Origin of the sequence: Sinorhizobium sp. 7-81, assembly GCF_030124405.1 — a bacterium.
GTDB classification, from domain to species: domain Bacteria; phylum Pseudomonadota; class Alphaproteobacteria; order Rhizobiales; family Rhizobiaceae; genus Sinorhizobium; species Sinorhizobium psoraleae.
The window spans coordinates 278,024-292,517 of the sequence record NZ_JASKLT010000001.1; the positions used below are offsets into that span (position 1 = coordinate 278,024).

15 protein-coding genes are annotated in these 14,494 nt (G+C 62.0%); 3 read left to right on the plus strand and 12 right to left on the minus strand.

Annotated elements, in window-relative coordinates:
• Positions 1–90: 90 nt before the first annotated feature.
• From QN224_RS01360 to QN224_RS01385, 6 genes are all read right to left on the minus strand, one after another.
• Entirely contained in the window at positions 91–1,371 is a 1,281-nt protein-coding gene (locus QN224_RS01360) for an imelysin family protein (protein WP_283975259.1), read from the minus strand.
• A 147-nt stretch (positions 1,372–1,518) separates the two neighbouring features.
• Positions 1,519–2,808 (minus strand): RsmB/NOP family class I SAM-dependent RNA methyltransferase, encoded by a 1,290-nt coding sequence (locus QN224_RS01365; protein ID WP_283975260.1) that lies wholly within the window; start codon positions 2,806–2,808, stop codon positions 1,519–1,521.
• Between the two features lie 137 nt (positions 2,809–2,945).
• A complete protein-coding gene (locus QN224_RS01370) occupies positions 2,946–3,320 on the minus strand; it encodes a septal ring lytic transglycosylase RlpA family protein (RefSeq protein WP_173511183.1) in 375 nt (124 codons plus the stop codon).
• Positions 3,321–3,781: 461 nt separating this feature from the next.
• Positions 3,782–4,657: an SDR family oxidoreductase gene (locus QN224_RS01375; protein ID WP_283975261.1), complete on the minus strand. Its 876-nt coding sequence runs from the start codon at positions 4,655–4,657 to the stop codon at positions 3,782–3,784.
• On the minus strand, positions 4,645–5,817 hold the full coding sequence (queG, locus tag QN224_RS01380; RefSeq protein ID WP_283975262.1) for a tRNA epoxyqueuosine(34) reductase QueG: 1,173 nt from the start codon (positions 5,815–5,817) through the stop codon (positions 4,645–4,647). The genes QN224_RS01375 and queG overlap by 13 nt, the downstream gene beginning before the upstream one ends.
• A gap of 10 nt (positions 5,818–5,827) precedes the next feature.
• Positions 5,828–6,520 (minus strand): glutathione S-transferase family protein, encoded by a 693-nt coding sequence (locus QN224_RS01385; RefSeq protein ID WP_173511519.1) that lies wholly within the window; start codon positions 6,518–6,520, stop codon positions 5,828–5,830.
• Positions 6,521–6,685: 165 nt separating this feature from the next.
• Here QN224_RS01385 and QN224_RS01390 point away from each other — a divergent pair, with 165 nt between their 5' ends.
• Entirely contained in the window at positions 6,686–7,492 is an 807-nt protein-coding gene (locus tag QN224_RS01390) for an undecaprenyl-diphosphate phosphatase (RefSeq protein WP_173511180.1), read from the plus strand.
• A 639-nt stretch (positions 7,493–8,131) separates the two neighbouring features.
• Here QN224_RS01390 and QN224_RS01395 read toward each other — a convergent pair.
• The 6 genes from QN224_RS01395 to dnaN form a co-directional block, all read right to left on the minus strand.
• Positions 8,132–9,112, minus strand: coding sequence for a complex I NDUFA9 subunit family protein (locus QN224_RS01395; protein WP_283975263.1), 981 nt, complete (start codon positions 9,110–9,112; stop codon positions 8,132–8,134).
• A gap of 121 nt (positions 9,113–9,233) precedes the next feature.
• Positions 9,234–9,521 (minus strand): DUF1330 domain-containing protein, encoded by a 288-nt coding sequence (locus tag QN224_RS01400; RefSeq protein WP_269279158.1) that lies wholly within the window; start codon positions 9,519–9,521, stop codon positions 9,234–9,236.
• A gap of 139 nt (positions 9,522–9,660) precedes the next feature.
• Positions 9,661–10,365 carry an orotidine-5'-phosphate decarboxylase gene (pyrF, locus tag QN224_RS01405; RefSeq protein WP_173511177.1) on the minus strand — a complete coding sequence of 235 codons (705 nt, stop codon included), beginning with the start codon at positions 10,363–10,365 and terminating at the stop codon, positions 9,661–9,663.
• Positions 10,366–10,372: 7 nt separating this feature from the next.
• On the minus strand, positions 10,373–10,954 hold the full coding sequence (locus tag QN224_RS01410; protein WP_283975264.1) for a histidine phosphatase family protein: 582 nt from the start codon (positions 10,952–10,954) through the stop codon (positions 10,373–10,375).
• Positions 10,955–10,962: 8 nt separating this feature from the next.
• Complete coding sequence (gene pmtA, locus QN224_RS01415; protein WP_283975265.1) at positions 10,963–11,565, minus strand: phospholipid N-methyltransferase PmtA; 603 nt, start codon at positions 11,563–11,565, stop codon at positions 10,963–10,965.
• 230 nt (positions 11,566–11,795) lie between these two features.
• A complete protein-coding gene (gene dnaN, locus QN224_RS01420; RefSeq protein ID WP_280660405.1) occupies positions 11,796–12,914 on the minus strand; it encodes a DNA polymerase III subunit beta in 1,119 nt (372 codons plus the stop codon).
• 270 nt (positions 12,915–13,184) lie between these two features.
• On the opposite strand from dnaN, the gene rsmI reads away from it, so the two are divergent.
• Both rsmI and QN224_RS01430 read left to right on the plus strand, forming a co-directional pair.
• A complete protein-coding gene (gene rsmI / locus QN224_RS01425) occupies positions 13,185–14,099 on the plus strand; it encodes a 16S rRNA (cytidine(1402)-2'-O)-methyltransferase (RefSeq protein WP_283975266.1) in 915 nt (304 codons plus the stop codon).
• Positions 14,089–14,457 carry a YraN family protein gene (locus QN224_RS01430; RefSeq protein ID WP_283975267.1) on the plus strand — a complete coding sequence of 123 codons (369 nt, stop codon included), beginning with the start codon at positions 14,089–14,091 and terminating at the stop codon, positions 14,455–14,457. Before rsmI ends, QN224_RS01430 begins: the two co-directional genes overlap by 11 nt.
• Positions 14,458–14,494: the final 37 nt, after the last annotated feature.

The following is a 14,494-nucleotide window of genomic DNA, read 5'->3' on the forward strand; positions in this document are numbered from 1 at the left end:
AGCGCGGCAAGCGGCAGCGCTAGGAGGCGGGAGGTCACATGCATTGGACTTGGGCCGGGCCGCACCTTTCGGAGCGGCCCGCCTTTTCGCTTATTGGAAGACGGCGCCAGGATTATCCAGGCTGTCGGAACCTTCAAGCTCGATCGTGCCGAGATCGAGCGATGCGATGACGCGTTCGACGGTCTTCGCCTGCGCGACGAGGCCATCGATCGCGGCCTGCACGGTGGCATTGCCCTCGGCGTTGCCTTCGCCGATCATCTGGTCGTAGGCCTCGACCGTTTCGGCACGCTTGGCCATCGCCTGCATCTTTTCGACGGTGGCGGCGAGATTGTCCTTCATTTCCTTGTCGAGGGTCGCGTCCTTTGCGGCGACGAGTTCGGAAAGCGAGGGGCCGGTCAGCTTCGTGCCGTCGACACGGGTATATTCGCCGGTATAGGCGGCCTGGATGCCGATCGCGTCATGGAGATGCGAGTTGTGCGTATTGTCCGAGAAGCAATCGTGTTCTTCTTCCGGATCATGCAGCAATAGGCCGAGCTTCATGCGCTCGCCGGCGAGTTCCCCGTAGGAAAGCGAGCCCATGCCGGTGAGGATGGCGGCAAGGCCAGCCTTCGGGTCGGCCTCGACTGCCTTGGTGGCAGCCCCGTCCGGTGTCCAGTTGGCGACCATCTCCTTGAGGTCCGCGACGAGCAGGCTGGAGGCCGCCTTCAGATAGGCGGCCCGGCGCTCGCAGCTGCCATTCGTGCAGGCCTTGGTGTCGAAGTCGGTATGGGAGCGATTGCCGGCGCCAGCGCCAGTGCCGTTCAGGTCCTGTCCCCAGAGCAGGAATTCGATCGCGTGGTAGCCAGTCGCGACGTTCGCCTCAATGCCGCCTGCTTCCTGCAGCGTCCCGGACAGGAATTCCGGCGTGATATTCGTCGCGTCGACGTCCTTGCCGTCGATCTTGATCGCCTTGTTGGCGATCACGTTCGCAACGAACAGAGCATTCTCGTCGCTTTCGGTGCCATAACTTGCATCGACATAGTCGATCAGGCCCTCGTCGAGCGGCCAGGCGTTCACCTTGCCTTCCCACTCATCGACGATCGTATTGCCGAAACGGTAGACCTCGGTTTCCTGATAGGGGTTACGCGCCTTGAGCCAAGCTTCGCGCGCGGCCTTCAAGGTGTCTTCGCTCGGGCTTGCGATCAGCGCGTCGACCGCCTTGTCGAGTGCTTCGGCCGTCGTCAGCGCGTCCTCGTATTTGGCAAGTGCAACGGCAGCATAGTGCTTGACGACCGCGGCGGCGTCGGTGGCGGCATTCGCCGGATGCAGCGCCAGCGCCGATGTGGCCGTCATGAGCGCCAGCGCGGCGGCGCGGATGAAATTCTTGGTCATGACCCTCTCCTTTGCTTCTTCCAGGGCCGCGAGCAAGATCTCTCCGGGCCCCTAAAGCGAACTTTTCATGGACCAAAAGTAAACTTGTGTCAAAGTGTATAGTTTAGAATGTTTTCAATTTGCCACTTCTCCGGGCGCAGCCCGTAACTATGCCTTGCGGCCCATAAGGCAGAAGAAGAAGCCGTCGGTTCCGGTCGAAGCGGGTGTCAGCGTGACCGTCTTCATGTCGGCGGACCACGGCTGCGGCTTGTCGGTGCCGAAGAGTGTTGCCCATGTGTCGGCGGCCGAGAGGATTTCGAATTCCGGGTTGTCCTCGCAGAAACCATAGACCTGCGACTCGTTCTCCTCGGGAAGCACCGAACAGGTCACGTAAACCAGATGGCCGCCCGGGCGGACGAACTGGGCGGCGCTTGCGAGCGCTTCCTCCTGCTGCGCCAACCTCTCCTCTAGGTTCTTTTGCGTGAGGCGCCATTTCGTGTCCGGGCGGCGTCGCCACGTACCGGTGCCGGTGCAGGGCGCATCGACAAGCACGCGATCGAAGCGCCCCGCAAGCGGCGCCAAGGCCTCCGCCGATTCGTGCACCTGCACATTGCGGGTGCCGGCGCGCTTCAGCCGTTCGATGATCGGCGCAAGCCGCTTGCGATCGGTGTCGTAGGCATGGACCTGGCCCTTGTTGTTCATCGCCGCCGACATGGCGAGCGTCTTGCCGCCGCCGCCGGCGCAGTAGTCGAGCACCTGCTCGCCTTCATGCGGGAAGACGAGATCGGCAACGATCTGCGAGCCCTCGTCCTGGACCTCGAACCAGCCCTTCTGGAACGAGATTTCTGCCGTCACGTTCGGCAGCCGCGAAGCGCCTTCGCCGGCCGGAATGCGCACGCCGTGGCGCGCGATTGTTGCTGGCTCGGCGCCGCTCCGCTCGAGTGCCTTCAAGACTTTGTCGCGGGTCGCCTTCAGCGTGTTGACGCGCAGGTCGAGCGTCGGCCGGCCGGCAAGCGCCTGGGCTTCCGCGAGCCAGTTCTCAGAAAAGTTCTCCTCGAAGGAAGCCTGCGTCCATTCCGGAATGTCCGCCTGCACGTGGAGGGGCGCGTCTTCGAGCCGGCGCTCGGCAAAGGCTTTCATCATCTCCGCCGAAGGAGGCTGCGGCGCGAACTTGTCGTCGGCGAGCTCCGCCGCAAGCGTCTCCGTGGTAAAGCCCCACTGCCGGTACATGACCGCATGGCCAAGCGCTGTCGCGCTGTCGCTATCCATCAGATAGGCGTGGGAGAGTTTCATCCGCAGCGCATCGTAGACGATGTTGCCGATGGCCGCACGGTCGCCCGATCCGGCGAAGCGGTGGGAAAGACCCCAGTCCTTGAGTGCGTCGGCGACGGGACGCTTCCGCTTCTCTATATCGTCAAGAACCTCAATGGCCCCGGCGAGTCTTCCGCCCAATCGCATCTTCGATGAACTCCTTTTTCGCCGTGGTAGCGGCGATGGGGTCGAAGAGCAAGACGGAAGCGGCATAAATACGGGAGACCGACAGTTCCCGTAAGCAAATCCGCCCGGTGCGAGAATCGGGCGGAAGTATTGGCGGATCAGGAATTGATGACGCGGTAACAGATACTAGCGGTTCCGGACCGGATCATGCCGATCTGCGAAGCGGCGGCTTTGGAGAGATCGATCACCCGGCCGCGAATGAAGGGACCGCGATCGTTGATGCGAACGACGACGGTCTTGCCGTTCCGCTTGTTGGTGACCTGGACCTTGGTGCCGAACTTGAGACTGCGGTGAGCGGCGGTGAGGCGGGCGGCATTCATTCTTTCGCCGGACGCAGTCTTGGATGAGAGGGCATACCAGGATGCACCGCCGCAAGCGGACCCTGCTGCCTGACTATCGGATACCGAGACCAACCCCATCCCGGCGGTGAATAGCACTGCTGCGGCAGCAGTCTTGATTTTCGCTGGTTTCAAGCGAGACCCCCACGGTTTGAAAGTTTAGTTAATTTTCCCTGCTGATCGAGCTAATTGGGGTGAATAATGGCAAAAACGTGCTTCAACCGTTAACGCTCGATTAGGATTTATTAAAAAAGGGCCAGAATTTAAAATCGAAGATTGTTTGAATTAGTTTAAATCGTTGCGCGAAGTTCTTTGGAATCAGGGATTCAACCTCGTTGGAGGCTCCGTGCGGCGTGCAGACTCCTCCTTGCGGAAAAAAATCATTAAAAATTTCGATCAGTATGATTTTTCGTGATTCTCGTTCGTGGAAATCTCGGAACTATCGCGTAAGTTGTACAAAGAGGCGAAGTATAGACCGAACATGGGCAAGCTTTGGGCAGTCAAGCATATGTCGGGTTCACCGTTACTACCGGATGATCTGGAGACATGCTTTCGTCCCGACGGCGGTATTCTGATCGCGTGAATTGTGGCGGAGTCTACTTGCCGCGCCAGGTGCCGGTTTCCCACAACTGTGCAAGCGAAACGCGATAGTTGGGGAAGGCGAATTCGAACCCGGCCTCGCGAAGGCGTGCATTCGAAACGCGCTTGTTCTCGCCGTAGAAGGAGCGCGCCATCGGCGACAGTTCGGCGGTCTCGAAAGGAGTTTCCGGTGGCGGCTCGACGCCCATCAGCCGGGCGGCCTCCGCAACGATGTCCTGTGGCGGGGCGGGTTCGTCGTCGGTGACGTTGAAGATGCCGCCGATGCCGCGGCTGGCGAGGAAGGCGGCAGCCGATCCGATGTCTTCGACCCGGATGCGGTTGAACACCTGGTTGGGCTTTACCAGCCGGCGCGCCGTGCCTTCGGCGAGGTTGCGAAAGGCATTGCGGCCCGGTCCATAAATGCCGGCAAGGCGCAGGACCGCGACGGAAATGTGACGCTCGGCCCCATAGGCGAGCCAGGCATTCTCGGCCTCTATGCGTTCGACCGAACGCTGCGAAACGGGTTTGCAGGGTGTCTCCTCCGTCACCCAGGATCCCTTGTGGTCGCCATAGACGCCAACGGTGGAAAGATAGCCGACCCAGCGAAGATTCGGCAGAAGTTCGGGCAACGGCGTGCCGCCGGCGCGGAACATCGGGTCGCCCTCGCGGCCGGGGGCAATCGACTGGATGAGGTGGGTTGTCTGGTGCATGGCGTCCGCGAGTTCGGCGGAAATCGCGGTCCCGTCGAAAAGGATGGGGCGGATGCCGGCTTGCGCAAGCCCGGTGAGCCTTTCGGGTGAACGGGTGGTGCCGGTCAGGGATTGTGCGGCAGGAGCCACGGCTTTCGCGATCGCCGTGCCGGAATAGCCGGCACCAAGAATTAGGACATGCATCGGCTTACTCCTGCCATTTGCCATTCCGAAAGTACGTCGTCGTCGGTTTCAGGTCCGCACTCTCTAGCGAAGGCGGAGAGTTCGTTGCGCGGCATCAGCCGCGAAAGCGCCCAGACAGCCATTGCCCTGACCGCCGGGGAAGCATCGCTCGCCAAGGCCTTGCAGTGTGGTATCAGGCTTTTTTCGCCGGAATTGCCGGCCGCGATCAAGGCATTTCTGACGAAGCGGTCGCGTCCGATCCGTTTCACCGGGGAGCCGGAGAAGAAGGCGCGGAACGCCGCATCGTCCAAGGTCAGCAGGAAATTCAGTTCCGGCTCTTTCAGGTCGTCGCGCGGCCTGAGCTTCATTTCCGAGGCTGAGCGGGCGAACTTGTTCCACGGACAGGCCGCAAGACAGTCGTCGCAGCCATAGATCCGGTTACCGATCAGCGGACGGAGCTCGGGCTCGATCGGCCCCTTGTGTTCGATCGTCAGGTAGGAAATGCAGCGCCGCGCGTCGATCCGGTAGGGCGCCGGAAAAGCGCCGGTGGGGCAGGCGTCGAGACAGGCGCGACAGGAGCCGCAGTACTCGCGTTCCGGTTCGTCTAGGTCGAGTTCGGCCGTCGTGAAAAGACTGCCGAGAAACAGCCACGAACCATATTCGCGGCTGACGAGATTGGTGTGTTTTCCCTGCCAGCCGATGCCGGCTTTCTCGGCGAGCGGCTTTTCCATGACAGGGGCCGTATCGACGAAGACCTTCACGTCCTCGCGGGCGCGGGCGGCAAACCGCGTCGCGATCTCCTTGAGCCGCCCCTTGACGACATCGTGGTAGTCGCGGTTCTGCGCATAGATGGAAATCGCCCCGCGGTCCCGCCTATCAAGTATCGCGCGCGGATCGTCCTCCGGACCGTAGTTCATTCCGAACATAACGATCGAGCGGACGTCGCTCCAGAGCACGCGCGGATCGGACCGGCGTTCGGCGGTTTCCTCGAGCCAATCCATGGTGCCATGAGCGCCTTCGGCCAGGAACTGTTTCAGTCGCGCCGGCGCCTGCGGAATGGCGTCCGGTCGCGTGATGCGACAGATATCGAAGCCCTTGTCCGCCGCCTCGCTCTTCAGAAACGCGGTCAGTGTGCTGCGTTTCCTGCCCTGGTTCTCCGCTCTTGCAGCGTCGCCAGGCATTGCCTTGTCCTCAGAAGTCGAGGTCCGCATAGTGCGAGACCGGTGTGACGCCGCGCACCCGCTCGCCGAGCAGCGGGCGGAAAGACGGACGGGATTTCAATCGTTGGTACCACTCCTTGGCCGTCGGCGCCTCGGACCAGTCGATCTCGCCGAGGTAATCGAGCACGGAGATGGCCGCCGCCGCTGCGAGATCGGCATAGGAGATGCGGTCGCCCGCAAGCCACGGACGCGATCCGGCGAGCCAGGAGAGATATTTCATGTGTTGACGAATATTGGCGCGCGACGTGCGCAGGATTTTCGAATCCGGTGCGCCGCCGCCCTGATCCGGGGTCATCTGCAGCTTGAAGATGCGTTCGCGCACCAGCGGACGCGTCACATCGGCCTCCATCTTCTGCAGGAACCATTCGGTGAGCCGGCGAATCTCCGCCCGCTGGAACGGATCTTCGGCAAGCAGCCGGCGATCGCGCTTCAGAATGCCGTTGGTTTCGTCCAGATATTCCGAAATGATCGTCGCGCCGCAGAGTGCTCGCATGCTGTCGTCCACATAGACCGGCAGCGTGCCCGCTGGATTGAGGGCCAGAAAGTCCCGCCGATTTTCCCAGGGCTGCTCTTCGCTCAGCTCGGTCTGGTAGCCGTATTCGGAGAGAATCAGGCGGACGAACCGTGAGGCGGAGGACATGGGGTGATGATACAGTGTCGGCATCGAGGATCGCGCTTCGTAGATCTGTTTTTCCGGGAGCGTCAGCATCGCGGCACATGTCTCTGGCCACGGCTTGTCATAAAAACGAGCTATAGGTAGTTCAGGTGGCAAACACAAGCGAATCGACCTTCTCCTCCCAAATCCCAACATGTCAGGAACATCTTATTAATGGCGGATCAATCGATCATCAGCGCGCTCGTCCTCGGGCTTGTCGAGGGACTGACCGAGTTCATCCCCGTATCGTCGACGGCGCATGTCCTTCTTGCCGGCCACTTCCTTGGTTTCAGGTCACCCGGAAATACGTTTGCCGTTCTCATCCAGCTTGGCGCGATCCTGGCGATCCTGCTGGTTTATTTCCAGCGGCTGCTCAAGATCGCGTTGGCCCTGCCGACGAATGCTATCGCACGTCGCTTCGTGCTTTCGGTGCTCATCGCCTTTCTTCCGGCAGCCGTGATCGGCGCCGCGGCCCACGGCTTCATCAAGTCGGTGCTTTTTGAAACACCGATGCTGATCTGCATCGTATTGATCGTCGGCGGGCTCGTCCTCTATGCGATCGACCAGCTCCCGCTGAAGCCGCGCTACACCGACGTGATGGAGTATCCGCCGTCACTCGCCTTCAAGATCGGCCTCTTTCAGTGCCTTGCGATGATTCCTGGCACGTCGCGTTCCGGGGCGACGATTGCCGGTGCTCTGCTAATGGGGACCGACAAGCGTTCTGCGGCGGAGTTCTCCTTCTTTCTCGCCATGCCGACCATGGTCGGGGCCTTCGCCATCGACCTCTACAAGAACCGCGATGCGCTGTCCTTCGAGGACGTAACGCTGATCGCCGTCGGGTTCATTGCCGCCTTCGTCGCAGGCGTGTTCGTCGTGCGCTCGCTGCTCGATTTCGTCTCGCACCGCGGCTTCACGCCTTTCGCGATCTGGCGGATCATCGTCGGGGTCGCGGGGCTGATTGGTTTGTGGCTTCTCGGATAGCTACTGCGTGAATCCTTAGAGCCTAGCCGATTTAAGGATAAAAACATGCAGCAATTCAAACTGCTACAGCGCCCTTTGCCCGTCTGATAGGACGCGCGGCGCTGTAGAAACATAAAGCCGCATGCGCTCCTTTCGAAACGCATGCGGCTCCCTGGCCCCCGCCAAAACTCAGATATCAACTGCCGCGGCGCTCGCCGTCTTTAAGAGGACGGCTACGCTTTACGCGACAGGTGCCGGCTTACTCGCCGGAAAACTCGATCGACGCCGTCGTGCATGGGTCGACGCCATAGGCGGGCGCGCATCCCTTGCTGCTGCTTGCCACGGTGCTCGGAGCCATGAATGAGCCAGCCAGAATGATCATTGCCGCAGACGCAAAAAAGATTGCGATCGACTTGCCCATGGGACGTTATGCCTTTCGAGTGTGATGTTGGCACCGACTGCGCTCGCCGAGCGATGTGGCGCGAGCGGTGTTTATTCGCTGGACATGTCATGATCAATATCAGGGCATGCTGAATCTGCGGTAAACGATATTCGTGTTTTCGACTGCGGCAGAACTGCAACAATGTTGCGTCATTGCCACAAGCAAAAACCGCCGGCAGGGCCGGCGGTCATAGAGAGAAAATCCGGAGGCGACAGGTGTCAGGCCGCGCGTCCGCCGCGCGTATACTGGCCATGCGGGCGATAGCGCACCAGATAACTCGGCAGGATCGAATCGAGCATCGTCGGCTTGATCCCGATTCCGGCGAGCGTGCGTCCCTCGGCTTCGGCCTGCGCAGAGACCACATTGTCGGATTTGAGCAACACCACTTGATCGGCGGTGAGCGGCGGCGTGATGAACGGCACCAGCGAAGCGACGCTGCCGAGCAGCGAAGCGATGCCGAAAGGTATCGACACGAGATGGCGCTTGCGGTCGATCGTCTTCAGCATGAGCTCGAGACAGTCGCGGAACGACAGGACCTGCGGTCCGCCGAGCTCGTAGATCTTGCCTTTCTCGATCTTGCCATCGACGGCGCGGGCCACGGCCTCGGCAACGTCGGTCACATAGACCGGCTGGAATTTCGTATGACCGCCGCCGACCAACGGGAGGACCGGCGAAAGCCGCGCCATTTCGGCGAACTTGTTGAAGAAGCCGTCCTCCGGCCCGAAAATGATCGACGGGCGCAGGATGATCGCGTCCGGAACCGTTTCGAGGATCGCTGCCTCGGCCCGGCCCTTGGTCCGGGCATAGCTCGATTCCGACTTGGCATCGGCGCCGATCGCCGAGATGTGCGTCAGCGTGGCCCCGGCCGCCCGCGCGGCTTCGGCGACTGCGCGCGCTCCGAAATCCTGGACCGCGTCGAACGTGTTGCGGCCGCTCTCGAACAGGACGCCGACGCAGTTGATCACATGGTCGGCGCCTTCGACGGCGCGGTCGACCGATTTGCGGTAGCGCAGATTGGCCTGGACGAAGGAAATCTGGCCGACATTGCCGAGCGGCTGGAGATGGCCGGCAAGGTCGGGCCGGCGGACCGCCACACGAATGCGATAGCCGCGCTTGGCGAGCGCGCGCACCACATGACGGCCGACAAATCCGGATCCGCCGAAAATCGTCACCAGCGGCGGAAGGTTGGACAAGGTCATGGGAAACGCACTCCTGATCTCATATGGAAGAATTGCTTGCTACATAGCCCAAGCGGCGGGCGAGGTGAAGGCCAATCCCACGTCGCCGCGCGAGCACTTTCGTGGTGCCTTCTGATAGGGTTCAGACCCCTTCCACTACCACCATTTCGGCGTCGGCCACTTCCTGGCGGATCGCGGCGGCGATCTGGTATTCCGGCGAGTTGTAGCAGTCGACGGCGGCCTGGAGGGAAGGGAATTCGATGACGACGTTGCGGGAGCGAACGGCGCCTTCCAGTCGATGGAAGTTGCCGCCGCGCGCGAGGAATTTTGCGCCGTATTTCTCGAAGGCCGGCTTTGCCGCCGCCACGTAGTCCTTGTAGCGCTCGGCGTCCCGTATATCGACCCGAGCGATCCAATATCCCTTGGCCATGATAAACTCCTCGTCTTTCGGTAGAGTACACAGACGGGATCGTTACTTCCGGCAATTCGCGGTCAACGTCAAGCGCGCCCCGTTGCTCAGGGGCGGAAGCTCGTAAAATAGCTGGAGGTGCTTCCTTCGCCGAGGCGGATCAGCCGGAAAGCGCGCTCTCCATCTCGGTGAGGATCGCACGGGCGGCCGTCAGCGGTTCTGCAGCCTGGACGATCGGCCGTCCAACGACGAGATGGCTCGATCCCGCGCGAAGCGCGTCAGCTGGCGTCATCACCCGCTTCTGGTCGCCCTTGTCGGCGCCCGCGGGGCGGATGCCGGGGGTGACGAGCGCCATCTCCGCTGCGATGATCTTGCGCACCGCGGCCGCTTCCTCGGCGGAGCAGACGATCCCGCCCATTCCCGCGGCGCGGGCCTGTTCCGCCCGGCGCAGCACCAGCGTATGCGGATCGTATTCGTAGCCGGCATCGATGACGTCCTGCTCGTCCATCGAGGTGAGGACCGTAACGCCGAGCAGGCAGAGGCCGGATCCGCGCGCCGCCTCGACGGCCGCCTTCATTGCTTTTGGGTAGGCGTGCAGCGTCAGCATCGACATGCCCATCTTCGCGATGTTCTCGACGCCCTTCGCCACGGTGTTGTCGATGTCGAGCAGCTTCATGTCGAGAAAGACCTTCTTGCCGCTCGCGGCGAGATCCCGCGCGAATTCGAGCCCGCCGGCGAAGGCAAGCTGATAGCCGATCTTGTAGAAGGCGACATCGTCGCCAAGTGCCGAGACGATCTTCTCCGCCTCGGCAATCGTCGGAATATCAAGGCCAACGATCAGCCGGTCGCGCGCGCTCATGGTCATGTCGAGATCACCCCTGCCAGAATTCCATCGGCGTCCAGTCGCATGTGACGGCGCGATCCGCAAGACGAAATGCAAAGAGGTTGCCGCCGCCCGCGGGCTGGTCGGCATCGCGCGCGATCGCCGTGCCTGTCATGCGGCATTTGAGCAGCGTCCCGACGCCGCCATGCCCGACGAAGGCGATCGGGACCGCGGGATCGTGGCGATCGAGAATGTAGGAAACCGCGTTCCAGATGCGCGTCTGGGCATCGATTGCCCGCTCCCAACCCTTGAAGCTTTCGATGGGATGGGCAAAAAACCAGTCGGCCGCCTTTTCGAACTCCTCCGGCGGCAGGAAGCCTGTTGCCGAGCGGTCGTTCTCGCCCATCTCTTCGTCGGTCTCGACCGGGACACCTGCCGCCTGCGCCAATATGGCGGCGGTCTCCATGGCTTTCGTCTCATGGCTGGATATAATCCGGCCGAGCGACCGGACCCACGGGTTCGCGGCCGTTACGCGGGCGCGATCCCTGCCAAGGTCGGACAATCCCCATTTCGGCACGGCCATCGCGGGGTCGATCCGGACCTGCGGGTGGGTCAGGTAAACGCCGAACATGCCGCGCCTCAATGCGCTTTGCGATAGACCCAAAGCTGCGCGGGCGGAATGTTGCGGACGACGAAGTCGAGATGCTGGATGCTATAACGATCGGGCATGGCGACGACCGGCGAGAGCGCACCGTAGGAAATCTGCACGACTGGCCGGCCAACAGGGATCCGCGAAAGCAGGTCCTCGATAAGCTCGACGCGGCGGTGCATCGGGAAGTTCAGGAGCGGCACTGCGGACACGACGCTGTCGAACTGCTGGTCCTTCATTGATCCGAGCGTATGCTCGAGATCGAAGGCGTCGCCATTGACGAAACGCACGCCGGCGAAATGCGCCTTCAGTTGATGGTAGAATTCGGTCGAATATTCCACCGACACCAGTTTTTCCGGTGCGATCCCGCGCTCCAGGATCGCCTTGGTGATCACGCCGGTTCCCGGTCCGAGTTCAAGCACCGGCAGTCCCGAGCGGGGATTGACCACGCTTGCCATCCGTCGCGCCGTGATCGAGGATGTCGGCAGGATAGCTCCGACGGCGCGGGTGTTGCTCATCCAGCCCTTGAAGAAGCGGATTTCCTCGTCGAACTTCCGGCCGAACTTTTCCTTCACCTTCAAGCGCAAGCTCATCGAATCCCCTCGAAAAATCATTCTCATTTCGGTCGACCGCGGCCCATGCTGTGTTCTGATTCGCCGGGTCGCGCAACCGCATGGGGCATAATGTGCTCCCATCTGCGGCAAAAACAAGTCTGTCCGCGTCTAAAAGCGATGGCTTATCAACAAGGCGCGACCACAGGTTTCATGAAAAACCCGCCGGCCAAGGGGCGGCGGGTCAACGTTTCGAGAGCGCGATCGAACCGTCACACGCGCATCGGCATGAGAACGTAAAGCGCGTCCTCGGCGGCAAGATCACGCACAAGCGTCGGCGAACCGGGATCGGCGAGCATGAAGACCGCGTCGTTGCCGGTGAGCTGGGCCGTGATGTCGAGCAGGTATTTGGCGTTGAAGCCGATTTCCAGAGGATCGCTTTCGTAGCCGACCGGCAGTTCTTCCGTAGCACTTCCTGAATCCGGATTGTTGACCGTCAGCGTCATCTGTCCGTCCGTGAGCGCAAGCTTCACCGCGCGACCGCGCTCGGACGAAATGGTCGAGACGCGATCGACAGCCTGGGCAAAGGACTGGCAATCGACGCGCAGTTCCTTCTCGTTGTTGGCCGGGATCACCCGCTGGTAGTCGGGGAAAGTGCCATCGATCAGTTTCGAGGTCATGATGATCGAACCGATCGTCAAGCGGATCTTGGCGTCCGAGACTTCGACCGTCACGACGATGTCGGGATTGTCGAGCAGCTTCTGCAACTCGCTGACGGTCTTGCGCGGAATGATGATGCCCGGCATGCCTTCCGAACCCGCCGGAGCCTCGACATCGGCGCGGGCAAGGCGATGGCCGTCGGTCGCAACCGCCCGCAGCTTCAGCTGGCCCTTGTCCTCGACCGTGTGCATGAAAATGCCGTTGAGGTAGTACCGGGTCTCCTCCGTCGAGATCGCGAACTGCGTCCGGTCGATCAGCATCTTGAGATCCGTCGCCTTCAGCCGGAAGGAATGCGAGAAGCTTCCGGCCGTCAGGTCCGGGAAATCCGATTGCGGCAGGCACTGCAGCGAAAACTTCGAGCGGCCGGAGGCAACCGTCATCGCCGTGCCTTCGGCATTGGTCGCAAGCAGCACTTCGGCCCCGTCGGGGAGCTTCCGGACAATATCGTAGAGGAGGTGTGCCGGAACGGTGGTCGCGCCCGCCTGTTCTACCTGCGCCGGCGTCGCCTCGGTGATCTCGAGATCGAGATCGGTTGCCTTCATTTCGAGGCTCGCTCCGTCGGAGCGCAGCAGCACGTTCGAGAGGATCGGGATCGTGTTTCGCCGTTCGACCACGCGGTGAACATGGTTCAGCGATTTCAGGAGATTGGACCGCTCGAGAGTAATGCGCATGGGATGCTACCGCTTTCAACCATTGCCCGGCGGGCGAACCCGCCGCGGCGTCAACTGCGAGTGTCCCGGCCGATCGGCCGGAAGGATGTGGACGGGCAAAATGGCAGAAAGAGAGCCGCAAAAGCAAGGGGTTTCGCCGGGAGTTTCCCCAATTGCACAAGGGTGCCGCCGCGACCCGTCCTTGCCTCAAGCCATCAGCTCGCCCATAAAGGCCGAAGCCAGCACGACGGGCATGGCGGGCGGGAAGATAAGCAATTGGAAAAACACGAAATGGCCGAAGCGGCGGACAGGGAGAAACAACGCAGCTACCGGCTGCACAATGCGAGCATTCCGGCCCGTCCGCTGGAGCCGGCGCTCTATTTCGTTGCGACGCCGATCGGCAATCTCTCCGACATTACCCTCAGAGCCCTGGAGACGCTTGCCGGTGCCGACGTTCTCGCCTGCGAGGACACGCGTGTCACCCGCGTGCTGCTTGATCGCTACGGCATCGTCAATCGTCCCTTTTCCTATCACGAGCACAATGCCGAGGAGGCCGGTCCGCGGCTGCTGGCGGCGCTCGGCGAGGGCAAATCGGTGGCGCTTGTCTCCGATGCCGGCACGCCGCTCGTCTCCGATCCCGGCTATCGCCTGGCGCAGCAGGCGATCGAGGCCGGTCACCGGGTCGTGCCGATCCCGGGGGCATCGGCTCCCCTTGCGGCCCTCGTCGGCTCGGGCCTTCCGAGCGATGCTTTCCTTTTTGCGGGCTTTTTGCCGGTGAAGGACAAGGCGAGGCGCGATCGCCTCAGCGAGCTTGCCGCGGTGCCGGCGACGCTGCTCTTCTTCGAGTCACCGCATCGGATCGCGGCGACGATCGTCGCCGCCGCGGATGTTCTTGGTACGGAGAGGAAAGCGGCCGTCTGCCGCGAGCTGACGAAGGCGTTCGAGGAATTCCGCCGCGGCACGCTCGGCGAGCTCAGCGCCTTCTACGCCGACGGCGCGAACGTAAAGGGCGAAATCGTTCTGGTCGTCGGTCCGCCGGATGCGAAGCCGGCTCCAAAGGAAGCGGACGTCGACGCCCTCTTGAGCGCGCTTGCGCAAGACATGCCGATGGGCAAGGCCGCAACGGAAGCCGCCCGCCGGACCGGACTGCCCCGCAAGGAACTCTACGACCGGCTTCTCGCTCGCAAGGAACGCGATGAAGGTTGATCAGCGGGATAGTCGCAAGCTGAACGCCTTGAAGCGCGGTCACGTCGCCGAATATCGCGCGGCGCTCTGCCTGGTGCTCAAAGGCTATCGCATCGTGGCGATGCGTTACCGCACCAAGCTCGGCGAGATCGACATCATCGCCCGTCGCGGCGATCTCGTCGCCTGCGTCGAAGTGAAGGCTCGCCGCGGCTTCGACGAGGCGGTCTTCGCGGTCTCCGATACGGCGCAGCGGCGCATCAGGGCGGCAAGCGATATCTGGCTGTCCCGGCAGGCGGATTTTCATCGTCTCTCCGTCCGCTACGATATCGTCGCGGTCACTCCCTGGCGCTGGCCGCGGCATCTGCCGGACGCCTTTTGAATTTGTAATCGTCACGACATAAAAGCGTTGCGGGCCT

Bases quoted from the DNA above. Each gene is read 5' to 3' on its own strand.
- QN224_RS01360 (WP_283975259.1), bottom strand. From the start codon at position 1,371: ATGACCAAGAATTTCATCCGCGCCGCCGCGCTGGCGCTCATGACGGCC.
- QN224_RS01430 (WP_283975267.1), top strand. From the start codon at position 14,089: ATGAAGGTTGATCAGCGGGATAGTCGCAAGCTGAACGCCTTGAAGCGC.
- QN224_RS01395 (WP_283975263.1), bottom strand. From the start codon at position 9,112: ATGACCTTGTCCAACCTTCCGCCGCTGGTGACGATTTTCGGCGGATCC.
- QN224_RS01410 (WP_283975264.1), bottom strand. From the start codon at position 10,954: ATGTTCGGCGTTTACCTGACCCACCCGCAGGTCCGGATCGACCCCGCG.
- dnaN (WP_280660405.1), bottom strand. From the start codon at position 12,914: ATGCGCATTACTCTCGAGCGGTCCAATCTCCTGAAATCGCTGAACCAT.
- pyrF (WP_173511177.1), bottom strand. From the start codon at position 10,365: ATGACCATGAGCGCGCGCGACCGGCTGATCGTTGGCCTTGATATTCCG.
- QN224_RS01400 (WP_269279158.1), bottom strand. From the start codon at position 9,521: ATGGCCAAGGGATATTGGATCGCTCGGGTCGATATACGGGACGCCGAG.
- rsmI (WP_283975266.1), top strand. From the start codon at position 13,185: ATGGCCGAAGCGGCGGACAGGGAGAAACAACGCAGCTACCGGCTGCAC.
- QN224_RS01375 (WP_283975261.1), bottom strand. From the start codon at position 4,657: ATGCATGTCCTAATTCTTGGTGCCGGCTATTCCGGCACGGCGATCGCG.
- queG (WP_283975262.1), bottom strand. From the start codon at position 5,817: ATGCCTGGCGACGCTGCAAGAGCGGAGAACCAGGGCAGGAAACGCAGC.
- QN224_RS01390 (WP_173511180.1), top strand. From the start codon at position 6,686: ATGGCGGATCAATCGATCATCAGCGCGCTCGTCCTCGGGCTTGTCGAG.
- QN224_RS01385 (WP_173511519.1), bottom strand. From the start codon at position 6,520: ATGCCGACACTGTATCATCACCCCATGTCCTCCGCCTCACGGTTCGTC.
- QN224_RS01365 (WP_283975260.1), bottom strand. From the start codon at position 2,808: ATGCGATTGGGCGGAAGACTCGCCGGGGCCATTGAGGTTCTTGACGAT.
- pmtA (WP_283975265.1), bottom strand. From the start codon at position 11,565: ATGAGCTTGCGCTTGAAGGTGAAGGAAAAGTTCGGCCGGAAGTTCGAC.